The sequence below is a fragment of the Pectobacterium parmentieri genome, from assembly GCF_001742145.1.
Lineage (GTDB): Bacteria > Pseudomonadota > Gammaproteobacteria > Enterobacterales > Enterobacteriaceae > Pectobacterium > Pectobacterium parmentieri.
Window position 1 is genome coordinate 2,607,397 of the sequence record NZ_CP015749.1, and the last position, 17,475, is coordinate 2,624,871.

Sequence of the window (17,475 nt, forward strand, 5' to 3'; positions counted from 1 at the left end):
GACTAAAACCGCGAAAAATGAAGAATACACGTCGGAAGAAGCATTACACTTTACAACCCGATCAGGCCTTCTAAGCAAGGTATTTATAGCTCGGGACACAAGATGGTTGATTCGAGAGGGTGATTCAAGAGTAAGCTTATGAATGAGATGCGATTTTTCACCGAAAGCTGGCCAATAGAAGGTGCATTTACCATTTCACGCGGCAGCAAGCGTCAGGCCGATGTCGTTGTCGTGGCGCTTCAATCCGGCAACGTGACGGGCTATGGCGAGTGCGTCCCCTATTCACGCTACGGTGAATCTCTCGATAGCGTAATGGAGCAACTCGCATCACTGCACAACGACATTCGTAATGGTTTAGATCGAGAGAGTTTGCAAACCATTCTACCTGCCGGTGCGGCACGTAATGCGCTTGATTGCGCGTTCTGGGATCTAGAGTGCAAACAGCATCAGCAGCGCATTTGGCAGCGCCTGAATCTTCCCTTGCCAACAGCGTTGGAAACCGCTTATACGCTATCGCTTGATACACCAGACCATATGCGCCAGGCTGCGATGCGCAATGCCAATCGCCCTCTTCTCAAGTTAAAACTGGCTGACACAGACGATCTGGCCAGAGTCGCCGCCGTTCGCAAAGGTGCTCCATTGGCTCGCCTGATTGTGGATGCCAACGAAGGATGGGATACCGATCGCTATCTAATGCTGGTTCCTGAACTCGCCGCGCTTGGCGTCACGATGATCGAGCAACCTTTCCCGGCAGGTAAGGATAATGTGCTGGCAGATCTGCCTCACCCCATTCCCGTCTGTGCCGATGAGTCCTGTCATGACAGTCAGTCGCTAACCGCTCTGATAGGACGCTATGACATGATCAACATCAAACTGGATAAAACCGGTGGACTGACTGAAGCGCTGCGTTTGCGAAAATACGCGCAGGAACAAGGTTTAAAAATTATGGTCGGCTGCATGGTGAGCACATCGCTGTCGATGGCACCCGCATTTATTGTCGCGCAGGGTGCCACCGTGGTCGATTTGGATGGCCCGCTGCTCTTACAGCGCGATCGCAATAATGGGTTGCACTATAACGGTAGCGAAATATTACCGCCCAACGCATTATTGTGGGGATAACGCGCGTTAGCCTGCATTGAGCAACTATTAAGGAGTGTTGTGATGCAACGTCTTGTTTACGTTGATGGACAGTATTTAGAAGAGAATGAAGCAAAAATTTCCGTATTTGACCGTGGTTTCCTGTTTGCCGATGCCGTCTATGAAGTGACTGCAGTAATCGATGGCAAGCTGGTTGATTTCCCCGACCATATCACTCGCCTGCAACGCTCCTGCCGCGAACTGTCGCTTACGCTGCCCGTCACCGCCGAGGCGCTCAAAGACATTCACAATGAGCTGATCAATAAAAACGATCTGCAAGAAGGCGCGATCTATTTACAGCTTAGCCGCGGCAATGCTGGCGATCGTGATTTCTATTTCCCGTCTGCGGACGTCAAATCCACACTGGTTTTATTCACTCAGGCTCGTTCGCTGGTCGGCAACCCGAAAGCCACAACAGGGCTACACATTGTCACCACCGAGGATATCCGCTGGCACCGCCGGGATATCAAAACTGTCAGCCTGCTCGCTGCCAGCCTGGCGAAAGAGTATGCCCACGCCAATAAGGCCGATGACGCCTTCTTTGTCGAAGATGGCTTCATTACCGAAGGCAGCTCTTGCAACTGCTACATCGTCCTGCATGACAACACGGTGGTGACCCGACCGCTTAGCAACGATATTTTGCACGGCATCACGCGTCAGTCGCTGCTCAAACTGGCAGAAAAGGATGGCATTACGCTAGAAGAACGCTGTTTTACACAGGAAGAGGCGTATCACGCCAAAGAGATTTTCGTCAGTTCAGCCACCATGCTCGTCCTCCCTGTCGTCAGGCTGGACGGCAAAACGATCGGTGACGGCAAACCAGGCCAAATAACTCAACGACTGCGTGAAATTTATCTCGATATGATTAAACAGCAGGAAAAATAGCCGCACTTCACATCCTGTCAGCATGGCTTCGATGTTCATCCGTTACCCGTTTAATGCCGGATAACGGATGGTTATACCCGTCATACTGCAAGCTGCATGTGCGTTGGCTGCGGGCCAATGCTTTGCGTTGTTCAAAACGCTAACGTTTTGTCCTGCAGCTCGAATTATTTAGGGTATAAATCATTATTTATCCTCGCCCGAAGTGCCGTCAGTCAGCGCCACCCCCGAGTTTTCCAGCACCATCTTCTGCGGTACAGCCAGCGGAATATTAGATGCCCGTAACCGCTTGATGATCTCAAACAACAGGTCGCTCTTCGCTTCCGAGACCATTCTCGGGCTGCTGACATAGCCCGTTACGCTCAGCACCATACCCGTAGGAGTCAACTGACTGAACTTCACTGACGGTGCTGGTGATTCCAAAATCGCATCGTGGTTGATATAAGCATCCAGCAACAGGGATCGGACTTCTTCAGGATCGATATCCAACGGGAACGTCAGCGCCAGCGTCGCAACCCCAAAGGGGTTCCCCATGGTAATATTGCGCACATTCTGTGAGATGAATTGCGAGTTCGGCACAATTACCGTCGAACGGTCGCCCAATTGAATTTCCGTCGCACGCACGTTAATCCGACGGATATCTCCTTCGACTCCGCTGATACTGACCGAGTCCCCTACTTTCACCGGGCGTTCCGTCAACAGAATCAGGCCAGAGATAAAGTTCTTCACTATCTCCTGTAAGCCAAAACCGATACCCACCGACAACGCACTGACAATCCACGCTAGCTTGTTCCATTGAATCCCCAATGTCGCCAACGTCAGCAGAATAATCAGGATATAGCCGATGTTGCTAAACAGCGTCACCAGCGATGCACGGATCCCACGTTCTAACGTCGTTTTAGGAAGAAACTCGTCCTCCAGCCAGCGTTTTGAAGAGCGTAAAACATAAACTCCTACCACCAAAAAGAGCACTGCGTTAACCAGATGAGCAGGCACGATGCTCAATGTTTCCAGCCCTTTCCCTCCCCAAATCTCAGCGGCTTTTTGCACCAATTCCAGTGGCGTAGTCGTGCCAAACGTACCGTTTAGTAAAGCAACAGCCGCCATCAAAATTAAAAAGACTTTACCGCTAGCCGACAGAAGCAATGTAGCTTGAGCCAGATGCCGATCGTCCAGATTGAGCGAATTTTTCATCCGCTTGCCACTGGCATTATGGGGGGAGAAGATACTTTCGCAGATATCGGTAATAAACGTTGAAAACAAATACAGGCAGGAGAACACCATGCCAATCCACACTAGCTCGAACGCCAGGAAACGAGCCAGTGAGATATAACCGATGACCAACGACACCAGTATTGAGAATGACGTCGCCAATACCGCAAGGTGGATAACGCCAGATAGCGTCGAACGCGCTTCCGGTTGTTCCCCTGAATGCACCATCTGCCGACGAATTTGATCGCTTTTCAGCGTGATCGTCCCTGCGGTGAAGGCTAAGAACAGTGCAGATAAACCGTTCACCATAATGGTTGCCGCAACCGATGTCCCTACTGTCGCCGTCACCTGTTCAATAAAACCGAAGATCAGAATAATGCCAGCGGCAACCACAGGAAACGGTTTCATGGCCTTTGCGACTGGATTCGCAATCGCGGGTAAACGCCACGAAGGGCGTTTATTTGACAGAAATGCTCGCCCCAGCCCAGCAATCATCGAACAGAAGATTGCCTGTCTCACCAGCGCATCAAGGAACGACACTACGCGTTCTGTCGCCTCGCCATGACGCGTGAACGTAAAATCGATTAAATTTGCCGCAATACCGATCGTTACCACGGTTGAAATAACCGATGCCGTGGCCAAGAAACTCCTCCGCAAGCGCCCTTCCGGTAACCAGTGGATCCCCGCCCAAGCCAGATACTTTTCCAGATACCGTCGCCCTGCCGAACTCATCGCCATTGCAATCAGAATCAGGAACGCAGAGCCGTAACGCCAGTCCGGTTCCCAAGCTACCATAAAAGCATCGCTTAATTGATCTTGAAAAGTACTCAGCCGGCGAACATCCTCGGTCTGCGGTGCCGCAAGCGGAGCCCAGAAACGCCCGCCCAAAATGCTGCCGGAGTTCAATGCCAACTGTGTTTTCAGTGCGCTACGGCGCAGAGTAACGATTTGCGCCGACAGATTAGCCGCACTGGTGCGTAAAGCCTGAATTTGTTCGATCTGCGCATCCATTTTTGCTTTTTGCGCATTCAGGCTATTGCGCTTACGCGTCACTTCACTGGTTTCATTAAGACTGGAACCAGGCTCTGGTGCAGGCCCTAATACATCCAACTGAGCCTGAATTTGAGCACGTAGCGGCGCAACCGCATTAGAAAGCTCGCTGGCGCTATTCACCAGTTCCTGTGTCGTGTCATTCAACGCACCAAATTTGCTGTCGTTATTGGTACCTGAGACTTGCTGCTTGATGCTATCCAACTGTTTTTGCAGCTTGATCAACTCGGCATCAACATTAATTTTTACTGGTGCATCAGTCTGAGCGGGCTGTGGATCTGGGTCAGAACCCGCATTCGCCGCCGCTGCATATCCAGCAGGCAGCATTAACATCGTCAATAGACAAATGCGTAAAAATGCGGATGAAAGAATGTTCATAAATCAAAAGGTTCCAAAGTTCGACGAAATAGCGAATTCATCAATAGCCAAGCAACGACCCCCAGCACGTGAAAGCTGCCCGCATTCATCCAAAATCCAACGAATACGGGCATAGTGTACCAACAGCGTAGGGCGCAGAATATGCCTGTTCATAACTTGAAAAGAATTACTGAACGCATCCAGCAGATAAAACTGAAACTTTCATTGCTATGTGTCATTCGTGTGGAGAGGGCTCGCAATTGTGCAAAAAATTCACACCAGCAAAAGCAATATTCACCAAAGTTGTACAGGGATTCACCGTATAACGTAAATCCCGTGCCAACCCGTTGACTCACTGGGGCTTGTGGGTATAATCCAGCCCACTGTTGCAACAAGCAGCGGCCACTTCTTTGCGTAATGCGCCCTTAGCTCAGTTGGATAGAGCAACGGCCTTCTAAGCCGTAGGTCACAGGTTCGAGCCCTGTAGGGCGTACCATTTTAAGTTCTCCCAGACTCTACCGAATTCAACAAAACCCCGTTATATTCATTGATACCACTAGGATTTTCTGTCGCTGAGCTCCACCGAGGTCAACCCAGCATACTGGAAATCAAGTCGATGTTGGGGGCCTCTATGGGGGCTCTTCTTGTTCAATGACTATTAGGGGCCCCCACGATGCCACTTAATGCTCGACAGATAGAAACCGCCAAGCCACAAGACAAAGAATACAAACTCACTGACGGTGCGGGCCTTTATCTTCTGATAAAGCCGAATGGAGCCAAATACTGGCGTTTGAAGTACCGCATTGCAGGGAAAGAGAAAAAATTATCTATCGGTGTTTATCCTGATATCTCGCTGGCTGAAGCGAGACTAAAACGGGAAGAGGCTCGCAAAATCGTCGCCTCAGGTGGCGATCCTAGTGAACAAAAGCAGGTTGAAAGACAGGCTAAAAAAATCAACATTGATAACACCTTCAAAGCCATTGCTCTCGAATGGCATGAATATAAGCGTCCTAACTGGTCGAAGGGTTACGCTGAAGACCTGATGGAAGCCTTTGAGAACGATATTTTCCCAGATATCGGCAAACGTCCTGTTGCTGAAGTTAAGCCGCTGGAGATGCTAACCACTCTACGCAAACTGGAAAAACGCGGCGTACTCGACAAATTGCGTAAAATCCGCCAAGCCTGTAATCAGGTGTTCCGGTACGCGATTGTTACTGGTCGGGCGGAAAACAATCCAGCATCAGAATTGGCAAGCGCCCTTCCCCCACCAAAGGCTACGCACTACCCTCATCTGTTGCCGGATGAACTGCCGGATTTTCTACGCGCTTTATCAATGTATTCGGGGAGTAAGGTCACGCAACTGGCAACACGTATCCTGATGCTTACCGGCGTTCGTACTATCGAATTACGACAAGCAGAATGGAAGGAGTTTGATTTTGACAAACAGCTTTGGGAAGTACCGAAAGAACGCATGAAAATGCGCCGCCCTCACCTCGTTCCTCTCTCTGATCAAGTGATTGATGCGCTGCAACAGCTCCAGGCAATTACCGGGCGCTACAATCTGGTTTTCCCTGGACGTAACGACATCACCAAACCGATGAGTGAAGCCAGTATTAATCAGGTACTGAAACGAATTGGTTATCACGGCAAAGCAACAGGACACGGCTTTCGCCACACAATGAGCACCATACTGCACGAACAAGGCTATAACACTGCCTGGATCGAATTGCAGCTTGCTCATGTGGACAAAAATACGATTCGTGGGACGTATAACCATGCCCAGTATTTGGAGCAGCGGAGAAGCATGTTGCAGTGGTATGGGGATTTTGTTGATGGGCTGGAGCATGGGGATGTGAAGAAGGTTGTGGTGATGGGTAAGCGAAAGTAAGAGGATTATCCGGCGTTCTCTGTATGGCCTGCATAAATTCTCGGGATGCCAACGCACGGTCAAAGTCGTGCAGCACCTGATACGCGCCTTCGATGACTTACCCAGCAACATTGCCTTTATGCGGCGCGCACACATCGGCCACAGTGTCGCCGCACACCGGACTCCAAGATTCGGAGCCCAGTCTTTGTGGCTGTTCGGTGCGGTTGACACGAAGAGCCTGATTGGCCCTGTTGCCACCGTATTTCCTGAGTTCATCGCCTGCGACGACCATGAGTCCACGGACGTGGGCCATCAAGGGGAAAAGCGGCAGGCAGGGGAGCGAGGGAACGATGGAAGCCCGTAAGCCCCGGGCGGCTCGACGCGTAGCTCGTTAGCGCGACCGGCCGAACGTCAACATCGGAAAGCAACAGTTAGCCTATCCCGATAATGGACTATAAAGAACTAATATGGCTACAATGTAGCCACAATATATGAGGTACTACACATGGCAGTCTCAGATGTCGTTCGTGCTCGGATTAGTTCAGAGGTTAGAGCTGAGGAAGTTGCAGTTTTAGCTGAAATGGGATTATCACTCTCAGATGTAATGAGAACTTTTCTCATGAAAATAGCGAAGGAAAAATCTATTCCATTTGAGATGGCATTAACAAACAGCTCAGAAGTCCAGACCAAGAAAGAATCGCCTTCAATTATTTTAATCATCCAGTAGAACTATGGGAGGCGTTTATGATGAATCACAATCAAAAAACCGGCGAGAACACAATGGCTTTAAATTTCTTGCAAATATCAAACATCATCTCAAGATGGTTGCTCCGAAAGAAAAGCACCACTGGTTTAAGGCGTATCGTTCAACTTGGAGCCGCACTAGCCACAGATGTTGGAATGGTTAGACAAGAGAATCAAGATCATGTCGCAGCATTGCGTGGATTTGACTCTAATGGCCAAGAATATTCCGTAATAGCTCTCTCTGACGGCATTGGAGGCATGAAGGATGGGGCGCTTTGCTCCGCCAAAGCTATCGGAACGTTCCTTGGGAAAATTATTGAAATATCAAAAGATAAACATGCTAATAGCCCGGAGCAATGGTTAAAAGCTGCGGCACTCGAAGCAAATTCAAGAATTCTTCAGGAATACAATGAGACGGGGGGAGCTACGCTCGTTGCCATTCTACATTTAAAGAACCAAAACCCATGCTGGCTTAGTGTTGGTGATAGTCGCATATATAGCTGGGATGGAAAATCCGTCTATCAATTATCGAAAGACGACACTATTGCCGGCCAGCTTGGCAAACAAGACAAAATAGATCAGGAACAAACAAAGCTTCTCCAGTTTATAGGATCAGAAGCTGAGCTAGATATTCATACTGGAGCAATTGAGGCAAAGGAATCTCGTAATGTCTTGCTAACATCCGATGGGGTTCATTACTTATCTTCGTCGCAAGATTGGTTTGAGAAAATCATCACCAATAGCGGAGATCCTGGCGTATGCGTAAAAAGGCTAATCGACGTATCTAAATGGTGCGGAGGTCCTGACAATGCATCGGTTGCAGTCATATCCATCTCTCATCAAGCCGAATCAACCGCGGAATTGGAACAAGACCAACTGGAAATATGGGATTCCTTTGGAGAGTTGCAGATACCTGTATTTTTTACCGATTCTGGAAGCATTGAGAAAAAATTGATCGACAGAAATGATCACCAGAAATTAGAAGCAAAAAAAGATTTGCTATCAGAAAGCTTATCTCCTGAAAAAACAGTTCCTCCTGAACCCAAAAAAACAGCAAAGAAAAGGCAGCGCACACCAAAGAAAAAAATAGAAACCCAAACGAACGAACAAAAACTAGTAAAGGCGCCTGAGCTTTTTGTGGATTTTCCAGATAAAGACTAAAAGGAGACGACATGCTTATTGCTGGTCGCTATCAATTCGATGGAAACTACATTTCTGGCGGAATGGCAACAGTTTTGCCATGTCAAGATAAGGTATTATCGCGAAATGTGGCAATAAAAATAATGCCAGGAGCTGCAAGTGAGCGACGCATACGAGACGAAGTCTCAGCACTACTAAAAATGCGCTCCAAACATGTTGTTCAGATATACGACATCTTCCCCACAGAAAATGAGGGCTTGGCAATTGTCCAAGAATTTATCTCTGGATTTGATTTGTTTGATAAACGATTATTCCCAAAAACCAAAGGAGAATATCTAAGACTTCTCTGGCAGATGGCTTCTGGATTGGCTGATATCCATGATCTAAAAATAATTCATAGAGATATTAAGCCAAACAACATGAAAGTGGATAATGAAGGGGTTTTGAAAATATTCGACTTTGGTCTAGCGCGCGATGAAGGAGAAGGTGCTAGCACGATGGGATTCGTCGGAACGCCGGGATTTGCAGCTCCTGAACTATATGCAGATAACCCAAAATTCACTGCGGCCGTAGATGTTTATGCGTTTGGTGCCAGCGCACTATATCTTGCAATGGGCGACCTACCCAGCGATCTGAAATATCGTCCACCAAAGCTTGATGCCAATGATTTTTTCGAAGAAATAAGATTTGATTTACGAGATGAGCTCCGAAGTTCATTGAATTCGTGTCTCTCTAAATCTCCCAAAAATCGGCCACCAATGAGGGAGGTAAGAGATTTACTCGCGAAAAATATCCTTCACGACACCCACAGAGCGCTTGTGGTTTTCGATGGAAAATCGACATTTTTGAATGGAAAAAATCGCTCGGTCAGCTTAAATGCTCATGGTCTTGGTCAGATAAAAATTCAATATGATGGGTTTGATTTTAGAGCAGTAGAAATTTCAGGCGAAGTTTTTATAAACAATCGAGCGGTAAGCAATAACTTCGCAATTCCGGGTGCTTGTGTGGTAACCCTTGGGGCGCCAGAGAAAAAAAATCAACGAAAATACATAACATTCGACCTTTCGCATCCGGAGATTGTGCTATGAGTGGAAATTTATTGCCTGGAGCACTGATAGGCGGCCGCTATCAAATACTCAATTACCTTGGTGAAGGAGGGATGCAATATGTTTATGTGGCGCGAGACAACCTAACAGAAAGAAATGTTGCTCTAAAAACCCCAAAAAACAAATCGGCAACAAAGCGATTTCGTCGAAGTGCCGTAGTCGCTGCAAGAGTCAATCATCCAAATGTGGCAAAAACCCTCGACTATATCAAAGAGAATGAATCAAGATACTTGATTGAGGAGCTGATAGTAGGGAGTGATATGAAGGCTGCTTTACTGGATAAAGCGGAATATCTCGATCCCTATCTGGTTGCCAAAATACTTCATCATCTTGCCAAGGGTGTTGCAGCAGCCCATCACGCAGGCGTAGTTCATCGTGATTTGAAGCCGACAAATATAATGATATGCGGGCAATACTCTCTCACAGAATTGAAAGTTACAGACTTTGGTATCGCAAAAATGGCTAGCGAAGAGTTACTACAAGCGGTTGAAGGTGGAGAAGAGAGCTTAACTACATCACAAACCGCTGTGGGTGCTCTACCCTACATGGCCCCGGAGGCGATTGAAACCCCCAGAGATGTTACCGAAGCAGCAGACATCTGGTCGATTGGGGCAATGACGTATCACCTGCTCTGCGGACAGTACCCCTATGGGCAGGGACTTCGGGCGGTTCCAAAAATTGTAGAAGCGGCAGAGCCAGAAATACCGTCATTCGTAATGAGAAACCCTCAATTTTCTCCGTTGGCTACAGAAATCATAGAAATAATGCTGTCTTGCCTTAGAAAGAATCCTAACGATCGTCCAACAGCAGATGATTTGGTTCGGAAATGCAGCCAGCTATGCTATTCCATTTCTGATCGCACTATCGGCGTGGTGAATAATTTTATGCATTCTGCCTATGGGTTTATTACAACTGAGCAAGGCAATGTTTTTTATCACAAGGATAGTGTTTACGGAGATTTACCTAACATTGGAGATAAGGTCGTCTTGGCTAGTTATGATGGTGGTTATGCACCAAGAGCACTCCCCGTACTGAAACTCTCAAAGAATTAAACTTAGATGATTTGGGGGAGCTAATGTATTTGGCACAGTTGACGATTTCGAACTTCAGAAAGCTACAGAAGGCAGAACTGGAGTTCCAACCCGGCCTAAACGTCTTGGTTGGTGCAAACAACGTTGGAAAGACCGCTGTCGTCGATGCTCTGCGAGCACTACTAGCGGGACATGACGAACCCTATCCCCGGCTCAATGTTGACGACGTCCATCGACCTCGTGGAGTGACACCGGCTGGAGACATCATGTTTCAGTACGTGTTTCGTGATCTTGACGAAGACAATGAAGCTGACTTTCTTCCAGCGCTGAAAATCGACACAGCTGGCAAGGCCGAGGCACACATCTCCATTCGGTACGCAGAGGCCGACAAGATCGGCCGGCTACGCGCTAAACGCTGGTGCGGGGATCATGAAGATGTGGGGCTGACCTCAGACATGATGGAGAACCTGCGCGGGGTGTATTTGCCGCCATTGCGCGATGCATCTCAGAGCCTGAAACCCAGTCGCAGCAGCCAACTGGCCAGACTGTTCCATCTGCTATCCGACGACGCCGGACGCGATGACATCAATGAAGCACTGAAGAAGCTCGATGAAGAACTGAAAAAACATACGCCGATCACCAACACATATACCGCAATCAAAGGCCTACACGACACCATGCTCGGCCCCCAACTTGCACAGCTTCTAGAATTGGGATTGAGCGGAACCGATTTTCAGCGATTGGCCTCGCGCTTATCACTGATGGTTGATGCCTTCGAAATCGAGCAGAACGGCCTTGGCTTCAACAATCTGATTTTCATGGCGGTTGTTCTGAGCGAACTGGCAAAGAACCCGGAGTCGAGCTATCGTAGCCTCATCGTCGAGGAGCCCGAAGCACATTTGCATCCCCAACTTCAGGCCGTCTTGTTGAGCTACTTGGAGACGCTGAAGGCCACCGATAGCGAGAAGCCAGTTCAGCTCTTCGTTACGAGCCATTCACCTAATTTCGCCAGCATCGCCCATATCAACAGCCTGACCTGCCTAGTGGACACAGGTAGCGCAGTCGAAACCTTCTTCCCCCGCGACATAGACTTTGGGAAAGGAAAGCGAGAAAAGCTGGAGCGCTACCTTGACGTGACACGCGCAGAGATCTTCTTTGCCCGCAGAGTCATTTTTGTCGAAGGCGCTGCTGAACTGATGTTGGTCAGCCAGTTGGCCGAGAAGGCCGGGTACAAGCTGCGCGAGCATGGCGTCAGCCTGATTAGCGTTGAGGGCCTGAACTTTGATTCCTTCCTTCCGCTGTTCGGTGAAAAGGCATTGAAGATCCCCGTATCCGTCATTACCGATGCAGATCCTGTGGATACGCCCGCTGACGGCGAAAGCGAGTCGCAGGCGCTATATCCGGCCCTCGGTGACGTTGTCAAGGTATCCGACAACACGGCCAAGATGAAGGAAAACGAAGATGCCTTCGTGAAGGTTTTTCACGGTGTGAAGACCTTGGAGTACGACCTGGCGCTGCACGAAGCCAATCGCTTGGCCATGCTGAGCGCACTCAAGGAGTTTCACCCAAAGATCGGGGAGACCGTTGAGGCTTCTGTCAATGCGGCAAGCGGCGATGCTGAAAAGGCGCGCATCTTGTTCAGCGGCATGTTTGAACGTAAGCAGAATAATGTCCAGAAAGGACGATTCGGCCAAGCTTTGGCGCAAGTGTTGGCTGACGGCGGGACTTGTGTCATACCCGAATACATACTGAACGCCATCAAACATGCTTGCCAAAAGGCACATGCGCGCCCATGACAAAACCTTCCCCTGAGCAGGCGGCTATCATCAACGCGCCACTGGTCCCCATGTCGGTTATCGCGTGCGCTGGAAGCGGAAAGACACACACGGCAGTACGTCGGTTGGCGGAGATGCGCAGACTGCTTGGTAGCCATCGTGGCCGAGTGGCGCTGCTGTCCTTCTCCAATATCGCTGTGGACACGTTCCGACAAAGCTACCAGTCCTTAGCCCTTGAAATGTCGGTCGGTCCCAGCGGCCACCGCGTTGACATCAATACACTGGACGGTTTCATCACGCGCCATGTTCTTCACCCCCATGCCCACCGGACGATGCAAGCAACACAGGCGGCCTTTCTTGTCACTGGTGGCGAGTCATTCCTGAACAGTTTCTCTTTCAAGCCAGGCAACTACCCCGTTAGCATCATGTCCATGCAGGTCGGATGGCGTGACTCCGGCATCTATTTCTACTACGTGAACAATGACCAAGTCGTAGAGTTGAACCACGGTTATGCCTCTGCGATCGTCCATCGCCTGGGGACTGTGGGTGCCTATACACACAATCTTGGCCGTTACTGGTGTTATCGCACACTCAGGGAACAACCGGTGATTCTTCGCGCCTTGGCGCGCCGGTATCCGCATATCCTGATTGATGAAGCGCAGGACATTGGCACGCTCCATCAGGCCATTCTTGAACAACTCATCAACGCAGGCGTGCAGGTATCGCTCATCGGCGATCCCAACCAAGCCATCTACGAGTTTGCTGGGGCCAATGGAAGATTTTTGTCGCAGTACGGGACACGTTCTGGCGTCATTGGGTTGAAATTGACCCGCAACTATCGGTCCGTACCGCCAATTCTCGAACTGGCGAATAAGCTCTCAGACCGTAGCGATGATCCAGATCGCATCATCCCGGAAACGGCACATGGCGCGTACTTCATCCCCTACAGGACGGCTGACCGCGACAACCTAGTACACACATTCCAAGCCACCGTCATCGCGGCAGGACTGATGCTCGAACGTTCCGCCGTGCTCTGTCGTGGCCGTGACTTTGCCAACAAGTTGGCCGGCAACGAGTCTCCCGCTGGCCAAGGAGCTGTGAAAGGTTTTGCCCAAGCCGCCATCTCCCGTGACAAGAATCAAGATTATGTCGGGGCCTTCAAGGGCGTTGCCATTTGCATTGCTGGCCTTCTCGTCAATTTGCCCAAGGGGTGGGTGGCCACTGTCACACATCCCGCGAGCTATCCCGAAGCCCAACCGTTGCGCCGCCTAATTTGGCGCTTCACGCGAAACCCGGATACAGGACTACCTTCTGCTTCCTTGCAGGCGGACACCGAATGGCATCCGCTGTTGCTCACCAGGGTAAAGGCATTACTGGCTACGTTGGAGAAGGACCATGGCTTGAAGCCTGTTAACAACATAGGTATGAAACTCGCCAAGAAAAAATTACCTAATGTGCCGCTTGCCACTACCGCAGATCTGGCGGCATCAAATACAGCCAGAATCCGTGTGGACACAGTTCATCAGGCGAAAGGCGAGAACCTGGATGCTGTTCTCTACATGGCAACCAAAGAACACGTCACGGCTATGCTGGATGGAGTGGACTCAGAAGTCGGACGCATAGGATACGTCGCGGTGACGCGCGCCAGGGATCTCTTGTGGCTGGGCGTTCCAGCCAATTCGCTATCTGAATTACGGCCTAAATTGGTTGCGAACGGTTTTCAAGAGATTGGCATACCAGCCCTTCTCACCACCTAATATTGCGTGGTCGTCAGCCCTAAGCCGTGCCACAGTTCACGGCAGATGCCTTGTTATTTTTGAGCGAAAGTGGGCCAGCGAGATTCGAGCAGACGCCGCGTGTTCTCCAGTTCTTTTTGCAGCAACTCAACATCCGACAACACCGTCCGATAGTTGGTCGCCATTACCTTGGTAGGCAGGCCATCCAGTACATATCCCGTAGGGCATAGCCTTTATCAGCGCACAGGCTCAGGCCCAATGATCCTTGGCATAGGCATTTACCCCATGTCAGCATGGGTGAGGCTACCTAGCTTCAGGTCGATGATGACCAAGCCGCGTAGCTTGCGTTGGAAGAACAGCAAATCGCCCCAATACCAGGTCTGCTCGATGCGCAACCGACGTTGCCGCCCAACGAAGGTGAAGCCTTCACCTAGTTCCAGCAAGAAATGTCCCAGCAGCAGGAGCAAGGCAGTTTCCAGAGCAGACGCCGACTACTCGTCCTTGAGGTCGAGCTAGCGCACGCTCCAACCACCACGTAGCACCTCGGCGGCGTAGATGGCATTTCTCTAGATAGTTGGAGTATCCAACGTGATCCACAATACCAAGGTCAGTAGCGCGTAAAAACGACATATTCATCCATCAGGTTTGTCAACGCCGCATTTTCTTCCTGCCTTTTACCCAGCCAGAAGCAAATCTCCTCGTGATTCATCAGTTTCAAATTCGCTAACCAGTCATTCATTGAAGCACCCAGCATAAGATCATACCAACATAGCCAGACAAGTTTATGGCGAATGTCACGCATCTTAAATTGTGCGAAAAGGCAGATCAGTTTGTTAGCAAGGCGGCCTTGCTTCAGTCTGACGCATTCACTCAGTAAAATTCCTTCCAGCCCAGCATGGGTGAACAGAAGTTCATCATTAGTTTCGAGAGTTGTTCGTAAATCATCTAGTGAAAACAGCGGGTCAGGCCATTTTTTACCATGAACTATTCGGTTCAGGTATTGCGGCACAATCGCTGTAACTGCTCCTGCCTCGGGAAAATGCAAAACTGAAACTGTAAGACAGTGACTGTGCCGAATTTCTGGATGACACATCCCGTTTCTGATTGCGATATTGGTCAAATCGGTCAACCAGCGTTGATAGGTATTGAGCAGATCGTTGTAGCAAGCAGCTGTTTCTTTCATCGATGAATAACCCTTTATCTAAATAAATTGGTAGCCAAAAGTTTCACAGAAAGCGGATTGTTGAATTGGCTGTTGGGGGGACTGTTGCAAATGAAGGAGAGCGCTACTGGCGAGACTGAACAATTCGCTGCTGTAACCAGATTTCCACTTCACTTTGTAGCCAACGGGAGCTACGCCCTAGCTTAATGGGTTTGGGAAACAGGCCATCTTTGATCAGTTTATAAAACCATTTGTCGGTGAGCCCTGTCAGTTTGGTGATGAATGCCATATCGACAAACTGGTCTTCGAGTAGGGAAGGTTGAACAGTCATAGCGAAATTCTCCGGTAGTTTAAAGAGTACCGGAGTCGAGATGCTGGTTATCACTGCCTGCTCCGGCATAACAACCGGGGAGAATGTAAAAAGTGTTTTGTCTTCACGGATTACCTCGTGGCCTCCCTAGCCCACTGGGTGTAGGAACCTCGCTAGAACCGTAGTAATAATGCCCGTCCTTCTGCTCTTCTTTCGCCAGATAGCTGATAATGTAGCGTAGGCCATTGATAGCAACGCTATCATCGTAATTAACTGGCTGGGTTATATCAGCTTCGTAGCTGGCTTTATGATCGCACCGGTTGTGGTAACCCTGGCTTTCCGTTATGTCCTGCCACAGTGCGCCAGCCTGTTCTGCTACCGGATATGTTGACTGATTGTTGTGTCTATTGAGATACATCACGATGTGAGCATGACACCCATGAAGGGGTGTAGACTCCAATACCCAAAAATATCCGACGAGTCTGCCTTGGCGCATCATCATTTCAGCCAACTGACGAACATCCCATTCAGTCTGCTTCATCCCATGATGGAGATAACGCCATGAACCTTTACGATAAAATAGATCGATCCTGATGGGTTGTAGGCGAGAGTAACGGGCTAACAGTTGATTAAGGTGGTCATTGACTAACGAAAGTAGGAACCAGTTCATCGTGTAATTACGGTTATAGGGATAGGGAAAATCCATAATCGAGTCCTCTGTAATGGATATACAGAGAAATGGACTGATATGTATTTTCTATTCAGTAAGGCAGTGTGACGATCACGGTATTTCTTGTGGTACGCCATTACAGTGAGTAGATGCTATCGGACGTATTTGTTGCTTACGTTATACATGTAGTATTGATAAGGGAAATGAGAGCAGACAGAGAATATTAATTATACTAAAAACCCAAATATTCTCTCTGAACATTTTATCTAAAAATAGTCAATAGGTATATTTTACATTAATAATGATTTTATTTCATTAAAAAATAATAAACCATTGATAAATATTTTATTAAATTTTAAAGTTATGCAAAATTGACCATATGATTAACAAAGGGGCCAGATGTGGCAGAGCGTATTACCTTTAATGTCACTAATTCGGACACGTTACGTGTCGTGGATGAATACTGCAAGAAGCAAGGTATCTCTCGCTCTCTGGCTATAGCTACATTGCTTGATGCTACTGTGCCAGTGTTGAATGATGTTAATTGTTACTATCAACTCGCAGATGAACTCAATACACGACTATTATCCGGCGTCTATCGACAGGATTTGCCACGAAGAAAAAATGTGGTAGATGCTGAGCGATATTGTCTGGAAATTTTTGAAAACAATCTCCTCGTGGGAAAAATGTATGATTTTGATAGCGCTAGCGGGATACTTCATGTTCGAGAGAAAAAGCGCCATTATCGCCGTGATGATCATATCGGAAAGGTGGAGAGTCGCTATATCAAGGATATCTGTGACGTAGCTATGAGAGGAAATAGGAAAGATGCTCAGTATGCCTGTTTCATCTATGCCGAGCGGATTGTATTTACTGATAAGAAGAAAAGCGATGATGAATCAGCGTCGATAAGGCTAGCCGCAGGTGATGCTTTTATTCTGATGCTAAAAGATGTGGTTTACGAAAATCTCTTTTTTGATTTAACTGGTGCTTTGTTTGTTAACATGATCGATCTGATATCTTCTGGTACGCGGGGATTTTCTAAAACGGCCAAAGATCCAAGCGTCTACTGTTGGGTGCCTATTCTGTTCAGTGACAAAAATGCCGTGATAGTACCGGTGTATCGCACGGATTCAAAAAAGAATGGACTTACCTTCCGTAAACCAGCATTGATTACCGTCATCACTCCAAATTAAAAAATTCAGCATTTCTGTTTGATATTATTTGATTTTTTTCAGATAGATATTATCCCCATGCACACCCCCAATCTGTGGCGGTTTTCAATAGCCGCCACAC

General features: G+C 48.5%; 15 protein-coding genes and 1 tRNA gene. 11 read left to right on the top strand and 5 right to left on the bottom strand.

The features are described from left to right. The first annotated feature begins 138 nt into the window (after positions 1–138). Complete coding sequence (gene dgcA / locus A8F97_RS11855) at positions 139–1,119, top strand: N-acetyl-D-Glu racemase DgcA (RefSeq protein WP_014699070.1); 981 nt, start codon at positions 139–141, stop codon at positions 1,117–1,119. 42 nt (positions 1,120–1,161) lie between these two features. Next, on the top strand, positions 1,162–2,022 hold the full coding sequence (locus A8F97_RS11860; RefSeq protein WP_033071091.1) for a D-amino-acid transaminase: 861 nt from the start codon (positions 1,162–1,164) through the stop codon (positions 2,020–2,022). A gap of 183 nt (positions 2,023–2,205) precedes the next feature. Here A8F97_RS11860 and A8F97_RS11865 read toward each other — a convergent pair whose 3' ends face one another. Then, complete coding sequence (locus tag A8F97_RS11865) at positions 2,206–4,659, bottom strand: DUF3772 domain-containing protein (RefSeq protein ID WP_033071090.1); 2,454 nt, start codon at positions 4,657–4,659, stop codon at positions 2,206–2,208. Positions 4,660–5,057: 398 nt separating this feature from the next. On the opposite strand from A8F97_RS11865, the gene A8F97_RS11870 reads away from it, so the two are divergent. The 8 genes from A8F97_RS11870 to A8F97_RS11910 all read left to right on the top strand — a co-directional run bounded on the left by A8F97_RS11870 (position 5,058) and on the right by A8F97_RS11910 (position 14,058). Next, positions 5,058–5,134, top strand: a tRNA-Arg gene (locus A8F97_RS11870). Between the two features lie 177 nt (positions 5,135–5,311). Then, complete coding sequence (locus A8F97_RS11875) at positions 5,312–6,526, top strand: tyrosine-type recombinase/integrase (protein ID WP_033071089.1); 1,215 nt, start codon at positions 5,312–5,314, stop codon at positions 6,524–6,526. 484 nt (positions 6,527–7,010) lie between these two features. Further along, positions 7,011–7,232, top strand: coding sequence for a type II toxin-antitoxin system RelB/DinJ family antitoxin (locus A8F97_RS11885; RefSeq protein WP_033071087.1), 222 nt, complete (start codon positions 7,011–7,013; stop codon positions 7,230–7,232). Positions 7,233–7,249: 17 nt separating this feature from the next. Continuing rightward, positions 7,250–8,410, top strand: a complete 1,161-nt coding sequence (locus A8F97_RS11890) for a protein phosphatase 2C domain-containing protein (RefSeq protein ID WP_033071086.1) — start codon at positions 7,250–7,252, stop codon at positions 8,408–8,410. A gap of 11 nt (positions 8,411–8,421) precedes the next feature. Beyond that, entirely contained in the window at positions 8,422–9,477 is a 1,056-nt protein-coding gene (locus A8F97_RS11895; protein WP_033071085.1) for a serine/threonine-protein kinase, read from the top strand. Then, positions 9,474–10,547 carry a serine/threonine-protein kinase gene (locus A8F97_RS11900; protein ID WP_033071084.1) on the top strand — a complete coding sequence of 358 codons (1,074 nt, stop codon included), beginning with the start codon at positions 9,474–9,476 and terminating at the stop codon, positions 10,545–10,547. The genes A8F97_RS11895 and A8F97_RS11900 overlap by 4 nt, the downstream gene beginning before the upstream one ends. 23 nt (positions 10,548–10,570) lie before the next feature. Then, positions 10,571–12,322: an ATP-dependent nuclease gene (locus A8F97_RS11905; RefSeq protein WP_033071083.1), complete on the top strand. Its 1,752-nt coding sequence runs from the start codon at positions 10,571–10,573 to the stop codon at positions 12,320–12,322. Beyond that, entirely contained in the window at positions 12,319–14,058 is a 1,740-nt protein-coding gene (locus tag A8F97_RS11910) for a UvrD-helicase domain-containing protein (protein WP_033071082.1), read from the top strand. Before A8F97_RS11905 ends, A8F97_RS11910 begins: the two co-directional genes overlap by 4 nt. Positions 14,059–14,315: 257 nt before the next feature. Here the strand turns inward: A8F97_RS11910 and A8F97_RS24640 are convergent, their stop codons facing one another. The 4 genes from A8F97_RS24640 to A8F97_RS11930 all read right to left on the bottom strand — a co-directional run bounded on the left by A8F97_RS24640 (position 14,316) and on the right by A8F97_RS11930 (position 16,215). Further along, positions 14,316–14,480, bottom strand: coding sequence for a PDDEXK nuclease domain-containing protein (locus A8F97_RS24640; protein ID WP_237029076.1), 165 nt, complete (start codon positions 14,478–14,480; stop codon positions 14,316–14,318). Between the two features lie 164 nt (positions 14,481–14,644). Beyond that, positions 14,645–15,220, bottom strand: coding sequence for a hypothetical protein (locus A8F97_RS11920; RefSeq protein WP_033071081.1), 576 nt, complete (start codon positions 15,218–15,220; stop codon positions 14,645–14,647). 103 nt (positions 15,221–15,323) lie between these two features. Next, on the bottom strand, positions 15,324–15,530 hold the full coding sequence (locus tag A8F97_RS11925) for a helix-turn-helix transcriptional regulator (protein WP_033071080.1): 207 nt from the start codon (positions 15,528–15,530) through the stop codon (positions 15,324–15,326). A gap of 103 nt (positions 15,531–15,633) precedes the next feature. Further along, positions 15,634–16,215 carry an inovirus-type Gp2 protein gene (locus A8F97_RS11930; RefSeq protein WP_033071079.1) on the bottom strand — a complete coding sequence of 194 codons (582 nt, stop codon included), beginning with the start codon at positions 16,213–16,215 and terminating at the stop codon, positions 15,634–15,636. Between the two features lie 365 nt (positions 16,216–16,580). Here A8F97_RS11930 and A8F97_RS11935 point away from each other — a divergent pair, with 365 nt between their 5' ends. After that, positions 16,581–17,375 (top strand): hypothetical protein, encoded by a 795-nt coding sequence (locus A8F97_RS11935; RefSeq protein ID WP_033071078.1) that lies wholly within the window; start codon positions 16,581–16,583, stop codon positions 17,373–17,375. The last annotated feature ends 100 nt before the right edge of the window (positions 17,376–17,475 follow it).

Coding starts and splice junctions, on each gene's coding strand:
- dgcA (WP_014699070.1), top strand. CDS start 139: ATGAATGAGATGCGATTTTTCACCGAAAGCTGGCCAATAGAAGGTGCA.
- A8F97_RS11865 (WP_033071090.1), bottom strand. CDS start 4,659: ATGAACATTCTTTCATCCGCATTTTTACGCATTTGTCTATTGACGATG.
- A8F97_RS11895 (WP_033071085.1), top strand. CDS start 8,422: ATGCTTATTGCTGGTCGCTATCAATTCGATGGAAACTACATTTCTGGC.
- A8F97_RS11875 (WP_033071089.1), top strand. CDS start 5,312: ATGCCACTTAATGCTCGACAGATAGAAACCGCCAAGCCACAAGACAAA.
- A8F97_RS11885 (WP_033071087.1), top strand. CDS start 7,011: ATGGCAGTCTCAGATGTCGTTCGTGCTCGGATTAGTTCAGAGGTTAGA.
- A8F97_RS11920 (WP_033071081.1), bottom strand. CDS start 15,220: ATGAAAGAAACAGCTGCTTGCTACAACGATCTGCTCAATACCTATCAA.
- A8F97_RS11890 (WP_033071086.1), top strand. CDS start 7,250: ATGATGAATCACAATCAAAAAACCGGCGAGAACACAATGGCTTTAAAT.
- A8F97_RS11910 (WP_033071082.1), top strand. CDS start 12,319: ATGACAAAACCTTCCCCTGAGCAGGCGGCTATCATCAACGCGCCACTG.
- A8F97_RS11860 (WP_033071091.1), top strand. CDS start 1,162: ATGCAACGTCTTGTTTACGTTGATGGACAGTATTTAGAAGAGAATGAA.
- A8F97_RS11930 (WP_033071079.1), bottom strand. CDS start 16,215: ATGGATTTTCCCTATCCCTATAACCGTAATTACACGATGAACTGGTTC.
- A8F97_RS11925 (WP_033071080.1), bottom strand. CDS start 15,530: ATGACTGTTCAACCTTCCCTACTCGAAGACCAGTTTGTCGATATGGCA.
- A8F97_RS11900 (WP_033071084.1), top strand. CDS start 9,474: ATGAGTGGAAATTTATTGCCTGGAGCACTGATAGGCGGCCGCTATCAA.
- A8F97_RS11905 (WP_033071083.1), top strand. CDS start 10,571: ATGTATTTGGCACAGTTGACGATTTCGAACTTCAGAAAGCTACAGAAG.